Source organism: Thermohalobaculum sediminis (assembly GCF_023487995.1).
Taxonomy (GTDB): Bacteria; Pseudomonadota; Alphaproteobacteria; order Rhodobacterales; family Rhodobacteraceae; genus Thermohalobaculum; species Thermohalobaculum sediminis.
The window spans coordinates 117,318-137,501 of record NZ_JAMFKN010000007.1 but is presented as its reverse complement, the minus strand read 5'-3'; the positions used below and the strand labels follow the sequence as shown (position 1 = coordinate 137,501).

Sequence of the window (20,184 nt, the reverse complement as noted above, 5' to 3'; positions counted from 1 at the left end):
TCCGCTTGCATGGCCAGCCCCCGCGCGCCATGGTGCCGGCGACCAGTCGGAAGGGGCGGATGATGCGGATCACGATCGACGAGGAGGCCGGCACGCTGACCTGCGAAGGCCCCACGGGGCCCGAGAGCATGCCCCTGTGGTCCGACCGCGCGTTCGAGGTGATTGCCCGGCAATATGTCCGGGTCGGCTGGAACCAGAAAGACACTTACAGCTTCTCGTGGATGGGGCGGCCGGTCATCCAGCTTCCCGACGACATGGTGCGGTTGCAGGAGGTGATCTGGGCCACGAAGCCGGATCTGATCGTGGAGACCGGGATCGCCCATGGCGGCAGCCTGATCTTCTATGCCTCGCTGTTCGAGGCCATGGGCAGAGGCCATGTCCTCGGCGTCGACATCGAGATCCGCCCCCACAATCGCGAGGCCATCGAGGCGCACCCGCTGTCCCGGCGGATCGAGATGATCGAGGGCTCGTCCACCGCCCCCGAGATCGTCTCGCGCGTCCGCGAGCGCGCCAGGGGCTTCGAGAGCGTCATGGTGATCCTCGACTCGAACCACAGCCATTCGCATGTGACGGACGAGCTCGATGCCTACGCCGATCTTGTGACCCCGGGCTGCTACCTGGTGTCGACCGACGGCGTGATGCGCGATGTCGCCGACGTGCCACGGGCCGGCGCCGGCTGGGCCACCGACAACCCCGCGAACGCGGCCGAGGATTTCGCCGCGCGCCGCCCGGACTTCGTGCTGGAGCAGCCGGCCTGGCCGTTCAACGAGTCGACGCTGTCGCGCAACGTGACCCATTTCCCCAGCGCCTGGCTGCGGCGGCTGCAACCCCCGCGTGCGGGGTCTCAGATCAGTCGGCGCAGCGGGACCACCCGCCGGTCGATCTGGCGGATCAGCGCAAGCTCCATCACCAGCCGGCGAACGCCGCTTACCCCGGCGCGATCCATCTCGGCGCGGCATTCCGCGCGATACGCGCCCGCGAGCCGCCGAAGCCGCGCGCGCTCGCCGGGCGACCAGTCGGACTTGTAGGGCCGGTCGGCCTGGCGAAGCGTCAGGCGCGCAGCGTCGTCGAATACCACGGCGCCGCGGCAGATCGCCGGGAACATCGCGAGGTGGTCCCAGGCCCAGAGGTCCGGCTCGAGCGCGGCGACGGCCCGCTCGAAGGACGGGATCAGCGCCTCGCGGCGCCAGAGCCCGTAGATCCAGCCGGCCTGCGAGCGGCCAAGCACGGTCGCGGGATGACGCTGCCGCCCTTCGAGCCCGGCGACCGGGCGCGACCGCCGCTTGCCCGAGCCGAGGCGCAGGGTCTCGACATGCGGGGCCGCCAGCATCGCGCCCGGCGCGGCATCGAGGCGCGCGCTGAGCCGCTCGAGATAGTTGTCCGAGCAGAGGTCGTCGTACGAGCGCCACATGAAGTATGGCGCCGTCGCCTGATCGAGGACGAAGCGGAAATTCGCGGTCGGGCCGATGTTGCGCGGCTGCCTGACGGCGCGGAACCGCGGCTCGCGCGCGCACATCCGGGCGATGATGCGCGGGGTCGCATCCTCCGAGGCGTTGTCCGAGATCAGTGCCGTCCAGTCGCCAAGGCTCTGCTGCCGCAAGCCTTCGAGCGACTCCTCCAGCAATGCCTCGCCGTTGTAGACCGGAATGCCGATGTCGATGCGTGCCATGTGCGCGAGTGTCCCTGCGTCAGCGCCGCGAGGCTAGCGTTGCGCCGCCGCGGCCGCCAGCATGCGCGAATATCCCGCAAGATCGCCGCGGAGAAGCCCTTTCGTCTCGATCCCGAGAGCCGCGAGCCTGCTCGTGTCGGCCACGAGCGAGAGGGGTTCGCCGGCGGCGGCTGGGCGGGCGCTGTAGCGGATCGGCACGGCGCGGCCCAGAGCGCCGCCGATGATCCCGGCAAGCGCGTCGAGCCGCGTCGCCTCGCCGCTCGCCACGTTCAGCGGGCCCTCGGCGTCGCTGGCCGCGATCCGCGCGATGACCTCGCCGAGCCGGTCGACGCCGAGGAAATCCCTCGCAAGCTCGGCGGGGCCCGTGTCGAGCCTCGTCTCCTCGATCGCGGCGTGGGCCATCGAGGGGACGAGGCGGGACGGGGCCTCGCCCGGGCCGAAGGTGAAGAAGACACGCGCCCAGGCGTGGCCTATGCCGGCGGATGCGGCGATCCGCGCCAGCGCATCGGCCGTGCGTGCCTTCGCGGCGCCATAGGCCGTGGCCGGCAGGATCGGCGAGGTCTCGGCGAGGCGGTCGGCGCCGGTGCTCCAATCGTATTCCGCCACCGACCCGATCCCGACGATCCGGCGACCGCCAGCGGCCGCGAACCGCGCGAAGAGATCGGCTGAGGCTTCGTGCCAGTCCGCGTTCAGGGGCGATGTCCAGAACAGGCCGTGCGAGGTGACCCAGGCCGTGTGGACCAGCACCTCGGCCCGCGCCGCGCGCACGGCGCGCGCGCGGGCCTCGCCGCCGAGAAGATCGCCGCCCACGGCAAGCTCGCGGGCGTCGAGAACCTCATGGCCGAGATCTCGCAGCCGTGCCGCGACCCGCGATCCGATGAAGCCCCGGGCGCCGGTCATCAGAACCCGCATCACGCCATGCTCCCGTTCTGCCCGTCGCATCGCCGTCCCGTCGCCGCAGCCGTCGCCCGGGATCGACGCCGCTCGCGGGGCTCCCGCATGCTTCGCGATTGCCTCACCGCGCCGCCTGCCAATACCCTTGCGGCAGAACGGGCGCGAGCGCGCCCCAGCCGGCGGGGAGGGGCATGGCAGCGCAGCGCGAGGGTGCCACAGACGGTATGCGGCCCGGGCTTCTCGTCGTCAACGCGGGATCCTCGAGCATCAAGTTCGCGATGTTCGATGCGGGCGAAGGGGATCGCCCGCACCTGTCGGGGCTTGCCGAGCGGATCGGCTCGGCCGATGCCCGCGTCACGGCGCGCGACGGCGAGGGGCGCGCGGTCGGTCTGCCGGATCTGCCCGCCGGGACGGGGGCCTCGCACGAGACGCTCATCCGGTGGCTTCTGCCCGCGCTCGCGCCGCTCGCGGGCGGGCCGGTCGTCGCGTCGGGGCACAGGATCGTGCATGGTGGCGCCGGCTTCACCGCGCCCGCCCTGATCGGCGCGGCCGAGATCGACGCGCTCGAGCGCCTCGTGCCGCTCGCCCGCACGCACCAGCCCCATGCCATCGCCGCGCTGCGCGCGGTCGGCGCCGTCTGGCCCGATCTGCCGCGGGTCGGCTGCTTCGACACCGCCTTCCACGCGACCATGCCCGCCGTCGCGCGGAGCTTCCCGCTGCCACGCCGCATCACCGATGCAGGTGTCAGGCGCTACGGCTTCCACGGCCTCTCCTACGCGTGGATCGCCGGGTGCCTGCCCGCGCATCTGGGGCCGCGCGCCGATGGCCGGGTGATCATCGCCCATCTGGGCAACGGCGCGAGCCTGTGCGGCATGGTCGGCTGCCGAAGCCGCGCGACCACCATGGGGTTCACGCCGCTCGACGGCCTGATGATGGGCGAGCGGCCCGGCGCGCTCGACCCCGGGATCCTGCTGTTCCTGCTCGAGGAGATGAAGCTCGACGTGGCCGACCTGCGCCGCATCCTGTTCCGCGAGAGCGGCCTCCTCGGCGTCTCGGGCCTGTCGAACGACATGCGGACGCTTCTGGCGAGCGGGGATCCCGCGGCCCGGCTGGCCGTCGATCTCTATGTCTACCGCGCGGTGCGCGAGATCGGGGGCGTCGCGGCCGAGATCGGCGGCTGCGACGCGATCGTCTTCACGGCCGGGGTGGGCGAGAACGCCGCCCCGATCCGCGCGCGCATCGCGCAGGGCTGCGGCTGGCTGGGCGCCGCGATCGACGCCCAGGCGAACATGGCCGCCGTGGGCGGGCGCGAGGCGCGGTGCATCTCGGCGCCCGGCAGCCGCGTCGCGCTGTGGGTCGTTCCGACCAACGAGGAAGCGGTGATCGCCCGGGCCACGCGGGGGTTCGCCGGGCAGGCGCGCGCCTGACGCAGGGTCAGTTCACCGTCTCGGCCACCTGCAGGAGGCCGATCGGCGGAAAGCGCCCGAGCGCGCGGGCCACGCCGAGATTGATCACCACGGCAAAGCCGGTGACGCGGGCGACCGGCAGTTCCCCGGCCGACGCCCCGTCCCTGAGGATGCGGAGCGCCTGCTGCGCCGCAAGCCGGCCCACATCGTGATAGCGCGCGGCGACCGAGATCAGCGCCTCGCCCGAGCGCACCATCTCCTCGTAGGGGCTGAGGAGCGGGAGTCCCGCCGCCCGTGTCGCTTCCGCAAGCTCGCGGCCATGCGCGCGAAGGAAGGACGACGAGCCCAGATAGACGAACTCGACCCCCGCCGCCTTCAACGCCGCCGCCTCGGCCGCGAGGTCTTCGGGGCGCGGCTTGCCGTCGTCGCCCAGCGGCAGGGCGCGCGCGACGAGCTCGAAGCCGAGCGCTCCGGCCAGCTCGGCCAGTTCGTCGCGCTTAAGGGCGGAGTTCGGCTCGTTCTCGTTGTAGATCAGGCCGAGCCGGCTGAAGCCCGGCATGTAGGCGCGGATCGTGTCGATGTTCACCGCCTCGGGCACCCGGTTGTAGGTGCCGGTGATGTTCGGCCGCCCGCTGTTCTCGAGGCTCTCGACGAGGCCAGCGCCCACGGGGTCGGCGACGACGGTGAACACCTGCGGGATGGCGGCGCCGTCCGCGTCAGCGAGCGCCTGCGCAAAGCCAACCGAAACCGTGGTTCCCCAGGTGAGGACGAGGTCGACCTGCCGCTCGCGCGCCTCCGCCGCGAAGGCCGGGATTCGCGCGGTATCTCGGTCGGCGTCCCGCAGCACGATCTCGGCATCGAGGCCCGAGCCGGCGATTTCGTCCCGGAACCCCTCGCAGGCTTCCTCGCAGCCGCGCCATGTCGCCACCATGATCGTGATGTCGGCGGCCGCCGCCGTCGTTGCGCCCGCGGCCAGAAGCCCGATTGCGAGCAGTGCACCCCTGACGGCTTCCAGCAAGCTCCGGCTCCTCATGGCGTCCTTCCGCGTCCTTGCCCGTCGCGATCGAGGATCAGGACCACGGCATAAAGGCCCGCGCCGGCAAGGACCGCAAGACCGAGCAGGGCGATTCCCGCCCCTGCCCCCTGCGGCCCGATCAGCAGCGCGGCCATCAGAAGGCCTGCGATCGCCCCGATCCGCTCGAACAGCCTGAGCGTCCCGAGGCCGGGCCCGCCCCGTGCCTCGATCGCCACGGCGATGGCGTATTGCGGCGCGCGGATCAGCGTGTGGCCGAGGCCCAGCACCGCGATCATCGCGGCGATCGGCCAGAACCCGCTCCAGAGCGCGAGGGACATGAGCGCGCAGCCTGCGATCAGCGCACCGGCAAGGACCGGGCCGGTGGGCCCCGACCGGCCCTCGGCGAAGCGGGTGGTCCGCGCGCCGAAAAGGACCGCGGCGAGGTAGTAGAGCATGACTACCCGGCCCGTTTCGGCCGGACCGGCACCGGCCTCGGTCAGCATCAGGGGCGTGAGATACCAGACGACGATCGCTGTCGCGGCATTGAGCGGCATCGCGATCCCAAGCACCAGCGCGAGATGGCGCAGGTCCAGCGGGCGCCGAGCGGGCGCCGCGCGCGGTCGGGGCTGCGTCCGGGCGGCGCCGCGCGGGTCGCCCACCATGGTCCCGAGGGCAAGCGCGCCCGCAAGCGCCACGAGGCCGGCGGCGAGCATGAAGGCCGCCTCGGTCCCGAACCGGTCGGCCACGACGCCGCCGATGGAGGCGCCGCAGAACACGCCGGCGTAGATGACGGCCATGAACCCGCCCACGGCGCGCGCGGCCCCCGCGGTGCCGCCGGCCCGGATGGCGTAATCCTGGCAGGCGATGGTCGCGGCGGCGTAGGCGAGGCCGATCACGCCGCGCCACAGCGCGATCCCGGCCACGCTCTGCGCGAAGCCCATCGCGGCGAGCGCGACGACGATGACCGGCAGCGACCCCAGAAACAGCGCGCGCGCGCCGACATGCCGGACCAGCCTGCTGCCGAAGGGCGTGAGGCAGGCGATCGCGGCGAGGTAGGCGAGGAGTGGCGCCGCCGCCGCCAGTTCGGGCGGCAGCCAGTCGGGGCGGGCTGCCGCGCGGGAATAGACCGGCAGGAATGCGGCCGCGATCTCGCTGCCGACCGACAGCAGGAAAAGCGAAAGCCGGATGTCGGCAAGATCGGTCAGCCGCAGCTGCGCCGGTAGACCCGCGGCGAAGCGTGTCCCCGCCGCCGCCTCGAGCCTTGCGCACGCGGCCGATGGCAGGGCCGCGAAGCGCTGCGCGAGGTCGGCCGCATGGTCGTTGAGGCGCGCCGCCGTGCGCCCCAGCCCGCCGAGACCGCCCGGCCGGATCCGATGCAGGAAGACCCCCGCGCGCTGCTCGTCGAGCAGGCGCATCACCCGCGCCAGAGGCTTGCTCACCGACTGCGTGACGATCGCCAGCGCAAGCTCGAGCGCGATCAGCACCGCGACCAGCGCGATGACGACGATGTCGAGGAACACGTCGCGCATGCGCGTGCGGACGAAGCCCGGACTGACGTCTATGGCGATCTCGCCGACCAGCCGGTTGCCGTCGAGGATCGGCAGGCTGAAGGTGGCGGCCCGCATCGCCACGGCGTCCCACAGCGCGCTCTCGGCGAGGAAGCCGCCACTCTCAGGCCGCCTGTATTCCGCGATGACGCGCCCGGTCTGCGACGAGATGGCGATGCGCTCGACCTCGTCGAACTTCTCGATGGTGTCCGCCAGATAGACCTCGACGCCCACCAGCGCGTCGAAGGGGATGCCGAGATCGAGCGCGCGCTGCACCTCGTCGCGCAGGATCAGACCGATCAGCCGGGTGCGGTTTGCCAGCTCGGGCGCGACGGCCGTCTCGAAGGCCCAGACCGAGACGATACCGAGCGCGAGCACCGTCGCCGTGACGACGACCGCCAGCGCCCGCGAGAGCCTGACGCGCAGGCCCTCGTGATCTGGCCCGATGGAGGTCCCGTCGCTCATCGCGTTGGCTCCGCCGAGCGCTCGAGCGTCCGGCCCGTCTCGCGGTAGCGGGTCTCGGCGGCATCGAGCCGGGCGCGGATGCCCTCGCCCCCGGGTGGCGTCGCAGGCGGTGCGCCCGCCGCGCTTCGCCAGGCGTCGCGTTCGAAGCCGTGGATGGCGGCCTCGAGCGCCTCGAAGCCACGGAACTCGCGGCGCAGCCCCGCCCGGATCAGGGCGCCACCGAGCCCGGTCGCGAGCACGAGGATCACGAGGGCCGAGACCATCAGCTCGGACCCCATCGCGCGGATGCGCGTGACGCTCGGCGCCGCCGGGTAGAGGACGAGGACGCCGCCGACGCTGCGGCCCGAGGTGTCGCGGATCTCGGCCCCGCCAAAGGGCTCGCCGCGGTCGTTGCCCGCCCAGGAGCCCGCGGCCGCCATGCTCCTCGCCGCGATGGCGCCGGGCGGGATCCGCGGCGGCGGCGCCGGATCGGTCGAGTGCAGGATCGCGCCATCCGGGGCGAAGACATGGATGGCCGAGATGTCGGCATCCGTCTGCTGGATGCGCAGCAGCAGGCCGCTGGCATTGCGCACGCCGCCGAGCGGCAGGCCGAGCCGCGCGGCGGCCTCGAAGGGGCCGGCAGCATGGCCGGCGATGACCTCGAGCCGCTCGCCGACCAGCCGCGACTGGATGGTGGCGAACTGCAGCGTGGCGAGCCCGACGAAGATCGCCAGGATCAGCAGGTTGATCGCACTGATCGCAAGCCAGATACGCCAGAACAGCGCCATGTCGCCGCGCCCCCGATACCCCCGACGGGGACTTGAGCATCGCGGCCGCCGGGAATCAACACCCGCGCGCTGCGCGGGCCCTCAGCCGGGGCGACCGAGCGCGTCGAGGAGCCGCTCGACCAGCGCCGCCGCGGCGTCGGTCGCGTCGCCGCTGCCGGGCGCGGGCGCGGGAAGGCCGCGCGCATGGCACAGCTCGGTAAGCCGCTCGCCGAGCGTGCCGCCCGCCTCGGCGACGCGCCGGGCGGCGGCCTTGACGATCGCCTGCGCCTCGTCGAGGGGCACATGGCGCGCGAGGGCGAAGGCCAGCGCCTCGGCCTCGATCGCGCCGCCGCCCGTCGCCATGGCGCCCTGCATCCGCCCGGGCGCGGGGCGCAGGCTTGCGGCCAGCGACAGTGCGTGCGTGACCCCAGCGCCCGTCGCGGTCAAAAGCTGCGGCAGCGCCGCCCATTCGATGGCCCAGGCGGTGGCGTCGCGCTCCTCGGTATGGATCAGGGCGGCCTGCATCAGGCCCGTCTGGGCAGCGGCGATGCGCGCGAGCGTGATCAGCGTCTCGGCCGCCACGGGGTTCGCCTTCTGCGGCATGGTCGAGGAGCCCCCGCCTTGGCCTGCGGCAAGCTCGGCGATCTCGGAGCGCCCCATCACGATCAGGTCCGCGCCGATCCGGCCGAGCAGGCCCGAGACCATGGCAAGCCAGTTGGCGAGCTCGACAAGCCCGTCGCGCTCGGTCCCCCAGGGCTTGGCGGGCACCGCGAGCCCAAGCTCGGCGGCCAGCGCCTCCATCGCGGCCGGCCCCTGCGCGCCGAGGATCGAGAGATTGCCCGACGCGCCGCCAAGCTGGACCACGAGGAGCCGCGGCCGCAGCTCGGCCAGCCGGTCGAGGCAGCGCGCGAGTGGCGCAAGCCAGGCCGCGATGCGCAGCCCCAGCGTCGTCGGCGTCGCGATCTGCGAGCGCGTGCGCCCGGCCATCGGCAGGCGGGCATGGCGCCGCGCCTCGCCCGCCAGCAGGTCCACCAGGCGCCGCAGCCGCTGCTCGAGGATGTCGAGGATCGGGCCGAGCCGCAGCACGAGCCCCGTGTCCATCGCGTCCTGCGAGGTCGCGCCCCAGTGCACATACCCGCCATGCGGCGCACCCACTGCCGACCGCAGCGCCTTGACGAGGCCCGGCACCGGCACCCCCGCCGCGGTCGTGCCGGCCGCGAGGCTCTCGGCAGGGATGCGCAAGCCCCCGAGCACGGCGTCGATCGCGGCGCCCGCTTCGTCCGGGATGATGCCGAGCCGCGCCTCTACGCGGGCGAGCGCCGCCTCGAAGCGGATCATCGCGCCGATCTCTGCCTCGGGCGACAGGTGCGCCACGACCTCGGCGTCGCCGTAGAGCCCCGCGAGCAGCGGGTTGGGGGCGGTGCCGGTCACGTCAGGCCGCGGGCCGGAGGCCAAGGATCGCGCGCGCCTCGGCCACGGTGGCCACGGGCCGCTCGAACTTCCCGCAGAGCTCGACCGTGCGCCGCACCAACGCCGCGTTCGAGGGCGCGAGGCGGTCGCGGTCGAGGCGCACATTGTCCTCGAGCCCGGTGCGGCAGTGGCCGCCGGCGGCGATGCACCACTCGTTCAGCGTGATCTGGTGGCGTCCGATCCCGGCCGCGCACCACTCGGCGTCCGGGGCGAGGCGCTTGACGGTGTGGACGTAGAAGTCGAACACCTCGCGGTCGACCGGCATGGCGTTCTTCACGCCCATCACGAACTGGATGTAGAGCTGCCCCGGGATGCGCCCGTCGCGGTTCATCGCCGCCGCCTGGAAGATGTGGCTGAGGTCGAAGGCCTCGATCTCCGGCTTGATCTGGTAGGTGCGCATCTCGGCGGCGAGCCAGTCCACCAGATCCGGCGGGTTCTCGTAGACCCGCGTCGGGAAGTTGTTCGAGCCCACGGTCAGCGAGGCCATGTCGGGCCCGAGCGGCAGCATGCCGCCGCGCGCCGCGCCCGCGCCCGAGCGCCCGCCGGTCGAGAACTGCACGATGATGCCGGGGCAGTGCTTCTCCAGCCCCTCCTTCAGGCGGGCGAACTTCTCGGGGTCCGAGGTCGGCGTCTCGTCGTCGTTCCTGACATGCAGATGCGCGATCGAGGCGCCGGCCTCGAAGGCCTCGTGGGTCGATTCGACCTGTTCGGCGATGGTGATCGGCACGGCAGGGTTGTCGGCCTTCCGCGGCACCGAGCCAGTGATCGCGACGCAGATGATGCAGGGCCTGGTCATCCTGGGGCCTCCTCAGATGTCGAAGAAGACGGTCTCGCGATCGCCTTGCAGGTGGATGTCGAAACGGTAGCGCCCGGGGGCGGTGCGCTCGGCGATCAGCGTCGCGCGGCGGTGGACCTGCTCGATCAGGTTCAGCAAGGGGTCGGCGGCGTTGGCCGCGTCCTCGTCGCCGAAATAGAGCCGGGTCTGGAGCCCGACATTGATGCCGCGCGCGACGATCCAGAGGCTGATATGCGGCGCCATCATGCGCCCGCTGCGGCCTCTGACCGCGCCCGGCTTGACGGTGTCGACCGACCAGAGGCCGGTGTCGAAGTCGGAAATCACCCGCCCCCAGCCGCGGAAGCCCGCCTCGACCTCCGATACGCGCGGGTCGGCGGGGTGGGGGTGGATGCCGGCGGCATTGGCCTGCCAGGTCTCGATCAGCACGTCCTTCATCGGCGCGCCGGTGCCGTCGAACACCGTGCCCTCGATGCGGATGCGCTCGCCCGCGGCATTGGGTCCGGCGATGTCGCGACCGAGCTCGGTCTCGAAGATCTCGAACCCCGCGGCCCCGGGCGCGAGCCCGATATGGACATAGGGCCCGGCGGTCTGCGAGGGGGTCTCCTTGAGGTAGTCAAGCGGTTGGCTCATGGCTCAGTTCCCCTCCAGCCGGTTCTCGAACAGCGTCGAGCGCCGCCCGCGCAGCACGATATCGAACTTGTAGGCGAGGCTGTCGAGCGGCACGGCCGCGTTCAAGTCCAAGGGCGCGATCAGGCTGTCGATCGCGCGCGGATCGGGGATGGTGTTGACGATCGGACAGCGGTGGATCAGCGGGTCGCCCTCGAAATACATCTGCGTGATCAGACGTTGCGCAAAGCCCGAGCCGAACACCGACACATGGATATGCGCGGGGCGCCAGTTGTTCACCCAGTTGCGCCATGGATAGGCGCCAGGCTTGACCGTGCGGAAGAAGTAGCGCCCCTCTTCGTCGGTCAGCGCCCGGCCGCAGCCGCCGAAATTGGGGTCGATGGGCGCGAGATAGGTGTCCTTCTTGTGCCGGTAGCGTCCGCCCGCATTGGCCTGCCAGACCTCGACCAGCGTGTTCGGCACGGGCCGCGCGTTCTCGTCCAGCACCCGGCCGTGGACGATGATGCGCTCGCCAACCGGCTCGCCGCCATGGGCGTAGTTGCGGATCAGGTCGTGGTCCAGCGGCCCGATGTCGCGATGCCCGAAAGTGGGGCCCGTCACCTCGGAGAGCGACTGCTGCAGCGACAGCAGCGGCAAGCTGGGCGAGCGCGCCACGCTGGTCTTGTAGTCGCGCGCATAGGCAGGGGGATGCCAGGTCCGGTCGCGCTGGAAGAATTCGTCGGTCGGTCGGTTCATCGTCTCTCTCCCCTGGGGCGGGCTCGTGTTGTCGTGGCACGTCACCGGCGCGGCACCGCCGGGTGACGCGAGAGGCGCGCCTGCGCCGCCAGCCGGATCGGCGCGTTCGGTGCCCCGAACCCGCGATAGCCCTCGCGGCAGACCACCTCGAAGAAGAAGCGGTCGGCGAACACGCGGGTGTAGACTTGGTAATACGCCCCATGCTCGTCCTCGTCATAGAGGATGTCGAGCGCGCGCAGCTTGGCGCTCAGCGTGGGCTCGAGGTCGAAGCGCGCCTCGAGGTCGTCGTAATAGTTCTCCGGGATCGGCAGCGGCTCGAAGCCCGCGGCCCGCATCCGGCGCGCGGCCTCGAAGATGTCGCCGGTCGCGAAGGCGATGTGCTGCACACCCGCGCCGAAGAACTCGTTGATGAAGCGGCTCGACTGGGTCTGGCGCGCCTGGCTCGCGTTGAGCGCGATCTGCAGCGCGCGGTCGGCGGTGTGCAGCACCTCGCTCTCGACCAGCCCTGCGGGGTCGACCACGTCGACCTGCGGAGTTTTTCCCAGGGACAGGACGGTGCGGTAGAACAGCCGCCAGCCGGGCAGCTCCTCGAAGAACACCGATTGCGCGATGTGGTCGACGACGGTCAGGTCGGCATCGTCGCCTTCGCCGCCGACCGGCTCGAACTCCACCTCCCAGACACGGCCCAGCGGGCCCTTGCGGTCGAGGAAGTAGATCAACGCGCCGCCCACGCCGCGGATCGCCGGGATCTCGAGCTCGCCCGGCCCCACCGGCTGGCGGAAGGACTGCGCGAGCAGTGCTTCGGCCCGGTCCATCTGCACGCCCGCGTCGCTCACCCACAGCCCGATCGCGGCGACCGAGGGCCCGTGCGTGATGTAGTGCGAATGCGCGAAGCCGTCGGTCTCGGTGTTGATGACGAGGTTGATGTCACCCTGTCGCCACCAGGCGACATCCTTGGCGCGGTGCTGTCCGGCATGGTGGAAGCCGAGTGCCGCGATCAGCCGGGCGAGATCGGGCGCCTCGGCCTCGGACACGGCGAACTCGATGAAGGCCACGCCCTCGGGCGACGGCGCCGCGGGCAGCACGCGCCCGCCGCGGGTGCGCCCGGTCATGGCAATGATCGACCGTTCGCCGTCGCGCGCGATCTGGCGGGGCGAGGCCATGCGGAAGCGGTCGTTGAAGATCTCGTGGCTCAGCCAGCCATCATAGCCAGTGGCCCCCAGCGCCGCCATGAAGCCCGTGATGTCGAGATCGCCCTGCCCGGGGAAGCAGCGGAAATGGCGCGAAAGCTGCAGCAGGTCCATGTCGATCTTCGGGGCGTCGGCCACCTGCACGAAGCTGATCCGGTCGGCGGGGATCGACCGGATCGGGTCGAGCGGGTAGCCGGGCGCGAGCGTGTGGTAGCTGTCCAGGATGATGCCGACGGATGGGTGATCGGCGCGGCGCACCACCTCCCACGCGTCGCGGTAGTCGCGGATATGGACGCCCCAGGCCAGCGCCTCGAACCCCACCTCGACGCCGAAGCCCGCGGCGATCTGCCCGAGCTCGCGCAGGTCGGCTGCGGCTCGGTCGATGCCGCCCAGCGCGTGCGGCGAGACGTTCGAGCACACCAGCACCCGCGGCGCTCCAAGCTCGTTCATCAGCGCGAACTTGCGCCGGGCGCGCTCGAAGCCGCGGGCGCGGCGGGGCTCGGGCATCCCCTCGAAGTCGCGGAAGGGCTGGAAGGCCACGATCTCGAGCCCGAGGTCGCGTACCATCCGGCCCACGTCCGCGGGGCTGCCGTCGTGGGCGAGGATGTCGGCCTCGAAGATCTCGACCCCCTCGAAGCCCGCGCCTGCTGCCGCCTCGAGCTTCTCGCGCAGCGTGCCGCCCAGCGAGACGGTGGCGATGGAGCTGCGCATCACGCGGCCTCCGGCTCGGCCAGCGCCGCGCGCAGGCGGGCCTGGTCGAGCGGGCGGCCGACGAAGATGTCCCAGGCGTCGACGCCCTGATAGAAGAACAACTCGTAGCCCGAGATGATGGTCAGCCCCGCGGCCGCGGCATCCTGCAGGAATTGGGTGTCGATGGGGGTGTAGACCGCATCGAACGCCCATTCCGCGCCTGCCATCAGCGCGGCCGGCAGGGGTGTCCCCTCGTAGCCGACCATGCCGACGGGCGTGCAGTTGATCAGCCCCGCGGCCCCCATCGCGGCCGCCGCCGGGTCGTCCGTGACCATCACCGCGAGGCCCGGGCGCGCCGCGCGCAAGGCGTCGGCCAGCGCCTCGGCCTTCGCAAGGTCGCGCTCGACGATGCGGATGTCCTGCAATCCCAGCGTGATCAGCCCGAAGGCCACCGCCTTGCCCACGCCGCCCGCGCCGATCATGCAGACCGGGCCGGGCGCTGCCTCGCCCCGCACGCGACGATATCCGGCCACGAAGCCGGAATAGTCGGTGTTGAAGCCCTTCGGCCCCTCGGGCGTGAAGATCACCGTGTTGACGGCGCCGATCGCGCGCACCAGCGGGTCGTCGATCGCGACCTTCGCGGCCGCGCGCTCCTTGTATGGGTAGGTGATGTTGATGCCGCGGAAGCCGCGCGCGGCGCAGCCCGCGAAGACGGCATCGAAATCGGCGCCCATGTCCCGCGGGATCAGCCGGTCATAGGCCACGTCGAGGCCGCAGAGTTGCCCCGCCAGCCGGTGCAGGCGGGGCGCCTGCGAGCGGGCGATGTTGTCGCCGATCAGGCCAAGCTGCACATCGGGCATCGGTGTCGCCCCTCCTTCGGGCAGTCAGCGCGGCGAGCGCCGGCGCGGCCAGAGCGGTGTCTGGCTGACGAAGATCAGCACCACGGCCAGCAGCAGCACGGCCGAAAGTGGGCTCGCGATCAGGTTGAGGAAGAAGTCCGGCAGGCTCTCGCGCTCCGAGATGATCGCGCGCCGCCAGTTCTCGTCGATCAGGCGGCTGAGGATCACGCCCAGGATCACGGGGCCCACCTGGTAGCCGTAGATCTTCATGAAATAGCCCAGCACGCCGAAGCCCAGCATCCAGTAGACGTCGCTGACCGAGTTGTTGACGGCGTAGGCGCCCACGACCGACAGCAGCAGGATCAGGGGGATCAGCACGCCGCGCGGGCATTCCACGATCTTGGTGAACAGCCGGATACCGGTCAGCCCGAAGATCAGCAGGAAGACGTTGGCAAGCGTGAGGTTCCCCACCATGAACCAGAACATCTCCGGGCGGTCGATCATCAGCATGGGCCCCGGGTTCAGCCCGTGGATGTAGAGCGCGCCGATCATGATCGCGGTCACCGCGTCGCCGGGGATGCCGAGCGTGAGCATTGGAATGAAGGCGCCGCCCACGGCCGCGTTGTTGGCGGTCTCGGGCGCCACAAGACCCTCCTTCGCGCCCTGACCGAAGGGAACTTCGGGGTCCTTCACGACGCGCTTGGCATGGTCGTAGGCCATCAGCGCCGCGATGTCGCCGCCGGTGCCGGGCAGGGCGCCGATGATGACGCCGATTCCCGAGGTCTGGAGTGACAGCGGCAGATATTTCCGGATCGCCGAGAAGGACGGGACGATCTTCGACACCTGCTGCCTGACCGCCGCCTTGTCGAGATGGTGGAGCTGCGCCAGCGCCTCGGAGACGCCGAACAGGCCGATCATCACCGCGATGAACGAGATGCCGTTCCAGAGTTCGACGATCCCGAAGGTGAAGCGCTCCTGCGCCGTGAGCGGGTCGAGGCCCACCGCCCCGATCAGCATGCCCAGCGCGCCGGCCATCACCCCCTTGGCGAGGCTCTCGCCCGACAGCGAGCCGACCAGCAGGATGCCGAGCACGCCCAGAAGCATGTAGTCGCGCGGCTGGAAGGTCAGCGCGAAGTCGGAAACCACGGGCGCGGCGATCGCGAGGACCAGGATGCCAAGGAAGCCCCCGATCACCGACATCACCGTGGCGATGCCGATCGCCTGCCCCGCCTCGCCCTTCTGCGCCAGCGGATAGCCGTCGAGCGCGGTGGCAATCGCCGAGGGCGCGCCGGGGATGTTCAGGAGGATCGCCGTGCGCGAGCCGCCATAGACGCCGCCCATGAAGATGCCCACCATCAGGCACAGCGCGTCGTTCACCTCCCACGAGAAGGTGAACGAGATCAGGATCGATACCGCCATCGTGACCGACAGGCCCGGGATCGCGCCGATATAGATGCCGGCGAAGGTCCCCGCCGCCACGAGAAGCAGCAGCGAGGGGTCGAGCCAGGCGATGGTGAAATACGCGAAGGCCTGTTCCATCACTGCGCCCCCCCGGAGACGAGACCGCCCAGCCAGGCCATGATCTCGCGCTCGGGCACGATGCCCTCGGGCAGGATCACCTGGAACACGAGGCGGAAGACCGCGTAGATCACCGTGAGCGCCAGCAGCGTGACGCCGAAGCTCAGGACAACCGGCCCGCGGTGCAGGAAGTGGATCGCCGCGAACAGGAAAAGGAAGGACGATGGCAGAAAGCCCAGCGTGTCGAGCAGCGCCGCATAGCCGATCACGAAGCCCGCGAAGATCACCACCACCGAAGGCGTGATCTCGGCCGTGAAGGCGCGCGCCGTCTCGGCAAGCCGGGGCCGGTCCCGAAGCGCAGCGCGCCAGTCGCCGACCACCACCACGGCCCCCGCGATCACCATCGCGGCCGCGGCGGCCATCGGGAAGGCGCCGGGCGAACTCAGGGCCTCGAAGCCGGCGATGCCGTAGGCTTGCCAAGCGAGGAACAGGCCGAGCCCGAGCATCATGATGCCGAAGCCGCGCTCGCCCGGCTGTCTCTGGCGTTTCTGGTCCATGTCATCCTCCCATTGGCCCCGTGGGGCGCGGGCTCCGCGCGGGCCGCCTTGACGGGGTCTCGATGCGCGGTGCGGTGGCGTCGTTTCTGCCGGTCGGGCTGCCGGTCCGGGCATGGCGACCGGGTGATGGCGGCCGCGGCCGGGTGAGGGCCGGGATCGGCGGGCGCGCCTCGCGCGCGCCCGGCCTTGTCATGCACCCGGCCCCCGTGGGCCGGGCGCTGGCGGCGTCAGGGCCGCGGGATGCCGAAGTCCTCGGGCGAGTGCTTGGCGATGCCGGCGTCGAACACCAGCCACGAGGTTACGGACTGCCACTTGGCGAGGAAGGCCTCGGCCTCGGCGCCGGAGATGTTCATCAGCTTGAACCCGCGCCCGTCCATAAGCGCCTTGAAGTCGGCCTCCTCGGCGGCGGCCTGATAGGCGGCGCGCAGCTTTGCGACCGCGTCTTCGGGCGTGCCCTTCTTCACGAAGACGCCGAAGAACGGGCCCCAGGGCAGGTAGTCACCGAAGCCCGGATACTCGGCGGTGATCGGCGCGATCCCCGGAAGGGCGGGGTTCTCGACGGTGTCGATCAGCGCCAGGACCTTCATCCGTCCGGCGCGCACATGCTCGATCGCGGCGCCAAGCACGGCTGGCATCACGTCGATCGCGCCGCCCTGCAGCGCCGTCAGCGCCGGGCCGTCGCCGTCATAGGGGACCGCGGTCACCGGAAGCTCGACCTGCGTCGTCAGCATCGCGGTCACGACCGAGGGCACGCCTCCGGGGCCGGTCGAGCCGATCCGGACCTTGCCGGGATTCGCCTGCGCATAGGCCACGAACTCGGCGAAGGTGTTGTAGGGGGCGTCGTTGTTCGCGACGATCAGCGGCACGCCACGCGCGAGCACGCTGATCGGGATGAAGTCCGAATAGTCCGTGTCGGCGAGGCCCATCACCTTGTAGATCTGCGGGTTCTCGGCGCTCATCAGCAGCGTGTAGCCGTCGGCGTCCTGGCTCTGGACGAACTTGGTCGCGATCACGCCGACCCCGCCCGTCCTGTTGGTCATCACCACGCTGCGGCCCAGGAGCTTCTCGGCGTGCGGCGTCACCGCGCGCATCACCGTGTCGGTAGAGCCGCCGGCGCCCCACTGGATGACGCCCTGGATGTCCTTCTCCGGGTACTCGGCCAGCGCCGGCGCAACCGTCAGTCCGAGCGCCGCGACGGCGCCGAGCAGGATGTGTCTCATCTCTCTCCTCCCAAATGTCGGCATCGTGCTCCGGTGCCCGATCGATCATGCCGGGCCTGCCGCAACAGAAAGCCCGGGCAAGCTCGCATCGGGGTCGGATAACGTCAAATACCAAGATGATCCGGTCGATAACCCGATGTTAATGCCCGGGGGCTCCCGCGCGCTCCCAGGGGCGCGAGCGGACGGCGGCGCTGAGCTCGTGGCGCAGCGCCTCGATGGCATGCTCGGCGAAGCTCGAGAGCACGCGGCCGCGTTTCTGCATCGCGAAGGCCGACACCTCGACAGTCTCGCTGAGCCGCACGCGGACGAGGCCGGGCATGTAGACCTCGGCGACCGAGAACTCGTCGATCAGCGCGACGCCCAGCCCGTGGCGCACGAGGCTCACCACCGTCTGGGCGAAGCGCCCGCGGATGGCGTGGCGCGGCTCGATTCCGGCATCGCGGAAGGGGCGGGCGACGATGGCGCCGTAAGGGTCCGAGGGATCGACGCCGATCAGCGGCTCGTCGGCGATGTCGTGCACCGAGATCGACTGGCGCCCCGCCAGCGGGTGGTTGTGCGGCAGGATCGCGACCACCTCGCCGCGCGCCAGCAGGTGGCAGTCGAGCGCGGGGTTCTCGACTGCGTAGCTCATGGCGACGAACTCGCCGCGCTCGAGCAGGAGATAGTCGACCGCGTCCTCGATGGTCAGGATGTTGAGGTCGATGTAGAGCTCGGGGAAACGCGACCGCACCCGGCGCAGCGCGCGCGAGGCGATGAACTGCGCGATCGAGGGCACCGAGGCGAAGGCGAGCCCGGCGTCGCGGCCCCGCCGCAGGTTGCCCACGACGAAGCTCAGGTTCTCGACCTTCTCGTAGACTTGGTGGACCTGCTCGAACACGCGCGCAGCCTCGGTTGCCGGGATGAAGAGTCCGGCCTTGCGCTCGAAGAGCCGCACGCCGAGGCTCGCCTCGGTGTGCTTGAGCAGGCGGCTGATGCCGGGCGCCGACACGTTGAGCAGCGCCGCCGCCCCGGCGATGGTGCCGGTCATCATGACGGCGCGGATCACCTCGATCTGCCGGAGCGTGAGGTCCCTCATGTGCCGAAGCCTAGCCCGCCCGAGACACGCCGCCAAGCGGGGCCGCGACGGGGACAGGGGTAGCGCGATCGGACGGCGCGGGCGAGGCTTTCACGTGAGGTCGGGATCAGGATGAGCGGTCGTCGCCGAAACCCGGCGCGTGCGTCCCGCGGCGGCCCTGCCGGGGCGCGCGGCGGCCACAGCGGGAGCGGTCAGACCGCGACGGCCCGGCTGACGGTGGAGCGGTCGAGCCCGGATCTCGCGCCCGAGATCGCCACCGCCCCGCGCTCCAGCACGACGACCCGGTCGGCCAGCGCCCAGGCGAAGTCGAAATACTGCTCGACCAGCACGATCGCCATGTCGCCGCGCGCGCGCAGGGTCTCGATGGCGCGGCCGATGTCCTTGATGATCGAGGGCTGGATGCCCTCGGTCGGCTCGTCCAGCAACAGCAGCTTCGGCCGCATCGTCAGCGCGCGCCCGATGGCAAGCTGCTGCTGCTGCCCGCCGGAGAGATCGCCGCCGCGGCGCCTGAGCATGTCGGACAGCACGGGGAACAGCTCGAACACCTCCGCCGGCACGTGCCGCTGGCCGCGCGGGAGCGGCGCGAAGCCGGTCTCGAGGTTCTCGCGCACGCTGAGCAGCGGGAATATCTCGCGTCCCTGCGGCACGTAGCCGATGCCGGCGCGGGCCCGGGCGAAGGGGCGCGCGCGGGTGATGTCAGCCCCCTGCAAGCGGATCGTGCCGCCGCTCACCGGATGCTGCCCGGTGATCGCGCGCATCAGCGAGGTCTTGCCCACGCCGTTGCGCCCCAGGATGCAGGTCACCTCGCCCGGCCGGGCCTCGAGCGAGACGCCGCGCAGGATGTGCGCGGCGCCGTAATGCAGGTCGATCCCCTCGACCGACAGGGTTGGCCGCGCGGCCTCGTCCGTGGCGGGCGCGGGCAAGGGGGCGGGATGGGAGGCCGCGCGTGCCGATGCGGCGGCGGCGATGAGATCAGCGGCCAAGATACACCTCCACGACCCGCGGGTCGGCGCTCACATGGTCGATCGAGCCTTCGGCGATCACCGTGCCCTCGTGCAGCACCGTGACCTTGACGCCCAGCGCGCGCACGAAATCCATGTCGTGCTCGACCACCATGATGGTGTGCTCGCCCGCGATGCGCCGCAGCAGGGCGGCGGTCTGGGCGGTCTCGGCATCGGTCATGCCGGCGGCGGGCTCGTCGATCAGCAGCACCTTCGGGTCCTGCGCCAGCAGCATGCCGATCTCGAGCCACTGCTTCTGGCCGTGACCGAGATCGGCGCCAAGGTCGCGGCGCCGGGGCTCGAGGCCGATCAGGTCGAGAAGCTCGTCGATCCGCGCGCTCTCGGCCGCCGTGCGCCGCGCCCGCAGGACGTCGAAGACGCCGCGCCTGCCCTTGAGGGCAAGCAGCAGGTTGTCCTCGACGCTGTGGGTCTCGAACACCGTGGGCTTCTGGAACTTGCGGCCGATGCCTAGGCGCGCGATCCCGGCCTCGTCGTGGCGCGTGAGGTCGATCTCGCCGGCGAACAGGACGTCGCCCGCATCTGGCCGGGTCTTGCCGGTGATGATGTCCATCATCGTGGTCTTGCCGGCGCCGTTCGGCCCGATCACGGCGCGCATCTCGCCCGGCGCCATCACCAGCGAGAGCCCGTTGATCGCCCGGAAGCCGTCGAAGCTGATCGAGACGCCGTCGAGATAGAGCATCGAGTTCGCGGCCTGTCTGACCAT

18 protein-coding genes and 1 pseudogene are annotated in these 20,184 nt (G+C 71.3%); 2 read left to right on the top strand and 17 right to left on the bottom strand.

Going from position 1 to position 20,184, the window contains the following annotated elements; genetic code table 11:
• Positions 1 to 29: 29 nt before the first annotated feature.
• Positions 30 to 809 (top strand): annotated as a pseudogene (locus tag M1105_RS14825) (cephalosporin hydroxylase family protein); the annotation flags it as partial.
• A 35-nt stretch (positions 810 to 844) separates the two neighbouring features.
• On the opposite strand, the gene M1105_RS20855 reads toward M1105_RS14825, so the two are convergent.
• Positions 845 to 1,669: a glycosyltransferase family 2 protein gene (locus M1105_RS20855; protein ID WP_319936798.1), complete on the bottom strand. Its 825-nt coding sequence runs from the start codon at positions 1,667 to 1,669 to the stop codon at positions 845 to 847.
• Positions 1,670 to 1,702: 33 nt separating this feature from the next.
• On the bottom strand, positions 1,703 to 2,581 hold the full coding sequence (locus tag M1105_RS14815) for an NAD-dependent epimerase/dehydratase family protein (protein ID WP_249581155.1): 879 nt from the start codon (positions 2,579 to 2,581) through the stop codon (positions 1,703 to 1,705).
• Between the two features lie 173 nt (positions 2,582 to 2,754).
• On the opposite strand from M1105_RS14815, the gene M1105_RS14810 reads away from it, so the two are divergent.
• Positions 2,755 to 3,990, top strand: a complete 1,236-nt coding sequence (locus M1105_RS14810) for an acetate/propionate family kinase (protein ID WP_249581154.1) — start codon at positions 2,755 to 2,757, stop codon at positions 3,988 to 3,990.
• Positions 3,991 to 3,997: 7 nt separating this feature from the next.
• Here the strand turns inward: M1105_RS14810 and M1105_RS14805 are convergent, their stop codons facing one another.
• The 15 genes from M1105_RS14805 to urtD all read right to left on the bottom strand — a co-directional run bounded on the left by M1105_RS14805 (position 3,998) and on the right by urtD (position 20,184).
• Positions 3,998 to 5,002: an ABC transporter substrate-binding protein gene (locus tag M1105_RS14805; RefSeq protein ID WP_249581153.1), complete on the bottom strand. Its 1,005-nt coding sequence runs from the start codon at positions 5,000 to 5,002 to the stop codon at positions 3,998 to 4,000.
• Positions 4,999 to 6,996 carry an MFS transporter gene (locus tag M1105_RS14800; protein WP_249581152.1) on the bottom strand — a complete coding sequence of 666 codons (1,998 nt, stop codon included), beginning with the start codon at positions 6,994 to 6,996 and terminating at the stop codon, positions 4,999 to 5,001. The genes M1105_RS14805 and M1105_RS14800 overlap by 4 nt, the downstream gene beginning before the upstream one ends.
• Entirely contained in the window at positions 6,993 to 7,763 is a 771-nt protein-coding gene (locus M1105_RS14795) for a hypothetical protein (RefSeq protein ID WP_249581151.1), read from the bottom strand. Before M1105_RS14795 ends, M1105_RS14800 begins: the two co-directional genes overlap by 4 nt.
• Before the next feature lie 81 nt (positions 7,764 to 7,844).
• Positions 7,845 to 9,173 (bottom strand): lyase family protein, encoded by a 1,329-nt coding sequence (locus tag M1105_RS14790; RefSeq protein ID WP_249581150.1) that lies wholly within the window; start codon positions 9,171 to 9,173, stop codon positions 7,845 to 7,847.
• 1 nt (position 9,174) lies between these two features.
• Complete coding sequence (locus M1105_RS14785) at positions 9,175 to 10,008, bottom strand: BKACE family enzyme (protein ID WP_249581149.1); 834 nt, start codon at positions 10,006 to 10,008, stop codon at positions 9,175 to 9,177.
• A gap of 12 nt (positions 10,009 to 10,020) precedes the next feature.
• The gene (gene pcaG, locus M1105_RS14780) at positions 10,021 to 10,638 is read right to left on the bottom strand and encodes a protocatechuate 3,4-dioxygenase subunit alpha (protein WP_249581148.1); all 618 of its coding nucleotides are present in this window, start codon (positions 10,636 to 10,638) and stop codon (positions 10,021 to 10,023) included.
• A gap of 3 nt (positions 10,639 to 10,641) precedes the next feature.
• Entirely contained in the window at positions 10,642 to 11,370 is a 729-nt protein-coding gene (pcaH, locus tag M1105_RS14775; protein WP_249581147.1) for a protocatechuate 3,4-dioxygenase subunit beta, read from the bottom strand.
• A gap of 41 nt (positions 11,371 to 11,411) precedes the next feature.
• Positions 11,412 to 13,271: a bifunctional sugar phosphate isomerase/epimerase/4-hydroxyphenylpyruvate dioxygenase family protein gene (locus M1105_RS14770; protein ID WP_249581146.1), complete on the bottom strand. Its 1,860-nt coding sequence runs from the start codon at positions 13,269 to 13,271 to the stop codon at positions 11,412 to 11,414.
• Positions 13,271 to 14,110, bottom strand: a complete 840-nt coding sequence (locus M1105_RS14765; protein WP_249581145.1) for a shikimate dehydrogenase family protein — start codon at positions 14,108 to 14,110, stop codon at positions 13,271 to 13,273. Before M1105_RS14765 ends, M1105_RS14770 begins: the two co-directional genes overlap by 1 nt.
• 24 nt (positions 14,111 to 14,134) lie before the next feature.
• Positions 14,135 to 15,628 carry a tripartite tricarboxylate transporter permease gene (locus tag M1105_RS14760; protein ID WP_249581144.1) on the bottom strand — a complete coding sequence of 498 codons (1,494 nt, stop codon included), beginning with the start codon at positions 15,626 to 15,628 and terminating at the stop codon, positions 14,135 to 14,137.
• Positions 15,628 to 16,164, bottom strand: coding sequence for a tripartite tricarboxylate transporter TctB family protein (locus tag M1105_RS14755; RefSeq protein WP_249581143.1), 537 nt, complete (start codon positions 16,162 to 16,164; stop codon positions 15,628 to 15,630). Before M1105_RS14755 ends, M1105_RS14760 begins: the two co-directional genes overlap by 1 nt.
• Before the next feature lie 227 nt (positions 16,165 to 16,391).
• Entirely contained in the window at positions 16,392 to 17,384 is a 993-nt protein-coding gene (locus tag M1105_RS14750; RefSeq protein ID WP_249581142.1) for a Bug family tripartite tricarboxylate transporter substrate binding protein, read from the bottom strand.
• Positions 17,385 to 17,523: 139 nt separating this feature from the next.
• Entirely contained in the window at positions 17,524 to 18,459 is a 936-nt protein-coding gene (locus tag M1105_RS14745; RefSeq protein WP_249581141.1) for a LysR family transcriptional regulator, read from the bottom strand.
• Between the two features lie 191 nt (positions 18,460 to 18,650).
• Positions 18,651 to 19,343 carry an urea ABC transporter ATP-binding subunit UrtE gene (gene urtE, locus M1105_RS14740; protein WP_249581234.1) on the bottom strand — a complete coding sequence of 231 codons (693 nt, stop codon included), beginning with the start codon at positions 19,341 to 19,343 and terminating at the stop codon, positions 18,651 to 18,653.
• A gap of 88 nt (positions 19,344 to 19,431) precedes the next feature.
• Entirely contained in the window at positions 19,432 to 20,184 is a 753-nt protein-coding gene (gene urtD / locus M1105_RS14735) for an urea ABC transporter ATP-binding protein UrtD (RefSeq protein WP_249581140.1), read from the bottom strand.

What these genes read in the sequence shown, in the direction of transcription:
- M1105_RS14765 (WP_249581145.1), bottom strand. Translation starts at nt 14,110, where the DNA reads ATGCCCGATGTGCAGCTTGGCCTGATCGGCGACAACATCGCCCGCTCG.
- M1105_RS14810 (WP_249581154.1), top strand. Translation starts at nt 2,755, where the DNA reads ATGGCAGCGCAGCGCGAGGGTGCCACAGACGGTATGCGGCCCGGGCTT.
- M1105_RS14770 (WP_249581146.1), bottom strand. Translation starts at nt 13,271, where the DNA reads ATGCGCAGCTCCATCGCCACCGTCTCGCTGGGCGGCACGCTGCGCGAG.
- M1105_RS14755 (WP_249581143.1), bottom strand. Translation starts at nt 16,164, where the DNA reads ATGGACCAGAAACGCCAGAGACAGCCGGGCGAGCGCGGCTTCGGCATC.
- M1105_RS14805 (WP_249581153.1), bottom strand. Translation starts at nt 5,002, where the DNA reads ATGAGGAGCCGGAGCTTGCTGGAAGCCGTCAGGGGTGCACTGCTCGCA.
- M1105_RS14760 (WP_249581144.1), bottom strand. Translation starts at nt 15,628, where the DNA reads ATGGAACAGGCCTTCGCGTATTTCACCATCGCCTGGCTCGACCCCTCG.
- pcaH (WP_249581147.1), bottom strand. Translation starts at nt 11,370, where the DNA reads ATGAACCGACCGACCGACGAATTCTTCCAGCGCGACCGGACCTGGCAT.
- M1105_RS14795 (WP_249581151.1), bottom strand. Translation starts at nt 7,763, where the DNA reads ATGGCGCTGTTCTGGCGTATCTGGCTTGCGATCAGTGCGATCAACCTG.
- M1105_RS20855 (WP_319936798.1), bottom strand. Translation starts at nt 1,669, where the DNA reads ATGGCACGCATCGACATCGGCATTCCGGTCTACAACGGCGAGGCATTG.
- M1105_RS14815 (WP_249581155.1), bottom strand. Translation starts at nt 2,581, where the DNA reads ATGCGGGTTCTGATGACCGGCGCCCGGGGCTTCATCGGATCGCGGGTC.
- urtD (WP_249581140.1), bottom strand. Translation starts at nt 20,184, where the DNA reads ATGGTCAGACAGGCCGCGAACTCGATGCTCTATCTCGACGGCGTCTCG.
- M1105_RS14785 (WP_249581149.1), bottom strand. Translation starts at nt 10,008, where the DNA reads ATGACCAGGCCCTGCATCATCTGCGTCGCGATCACTGGCTCGGTGCCG.
- M1105_RS14750 (WP_249581142.1), bottom strand. Translation starts at nt 17,384, where the DNA reads ATGAGACACATCCTGCTCGGCGCCGTCGCGGCGCTCGGACTGACGGTT.
- M1105_RS14800 (WP_249581152.1), bottom strand. Translation starts at nt 6,996, where the DNA reads ATGAGCGACGGGACCTCCATCGGGCCAGATCACGAGGGCCTGCGCGTC.
- pcaG (WP_249581148.1), bottom strand. Translation starts at nt 10,638, where the DNA reads ATGAGCCAACCGCTTGACTACCTCAAGGAGACCCCCTCGCAGACCGCC.
- M1105_RS14745 (WP_249581141.1), bottom strand. Translation starts at nt 18,459, where the DNA reads ATGAGGGACCTCACGCTCCGGCAGATCGAGGTGATCCGCGCCGTCATG.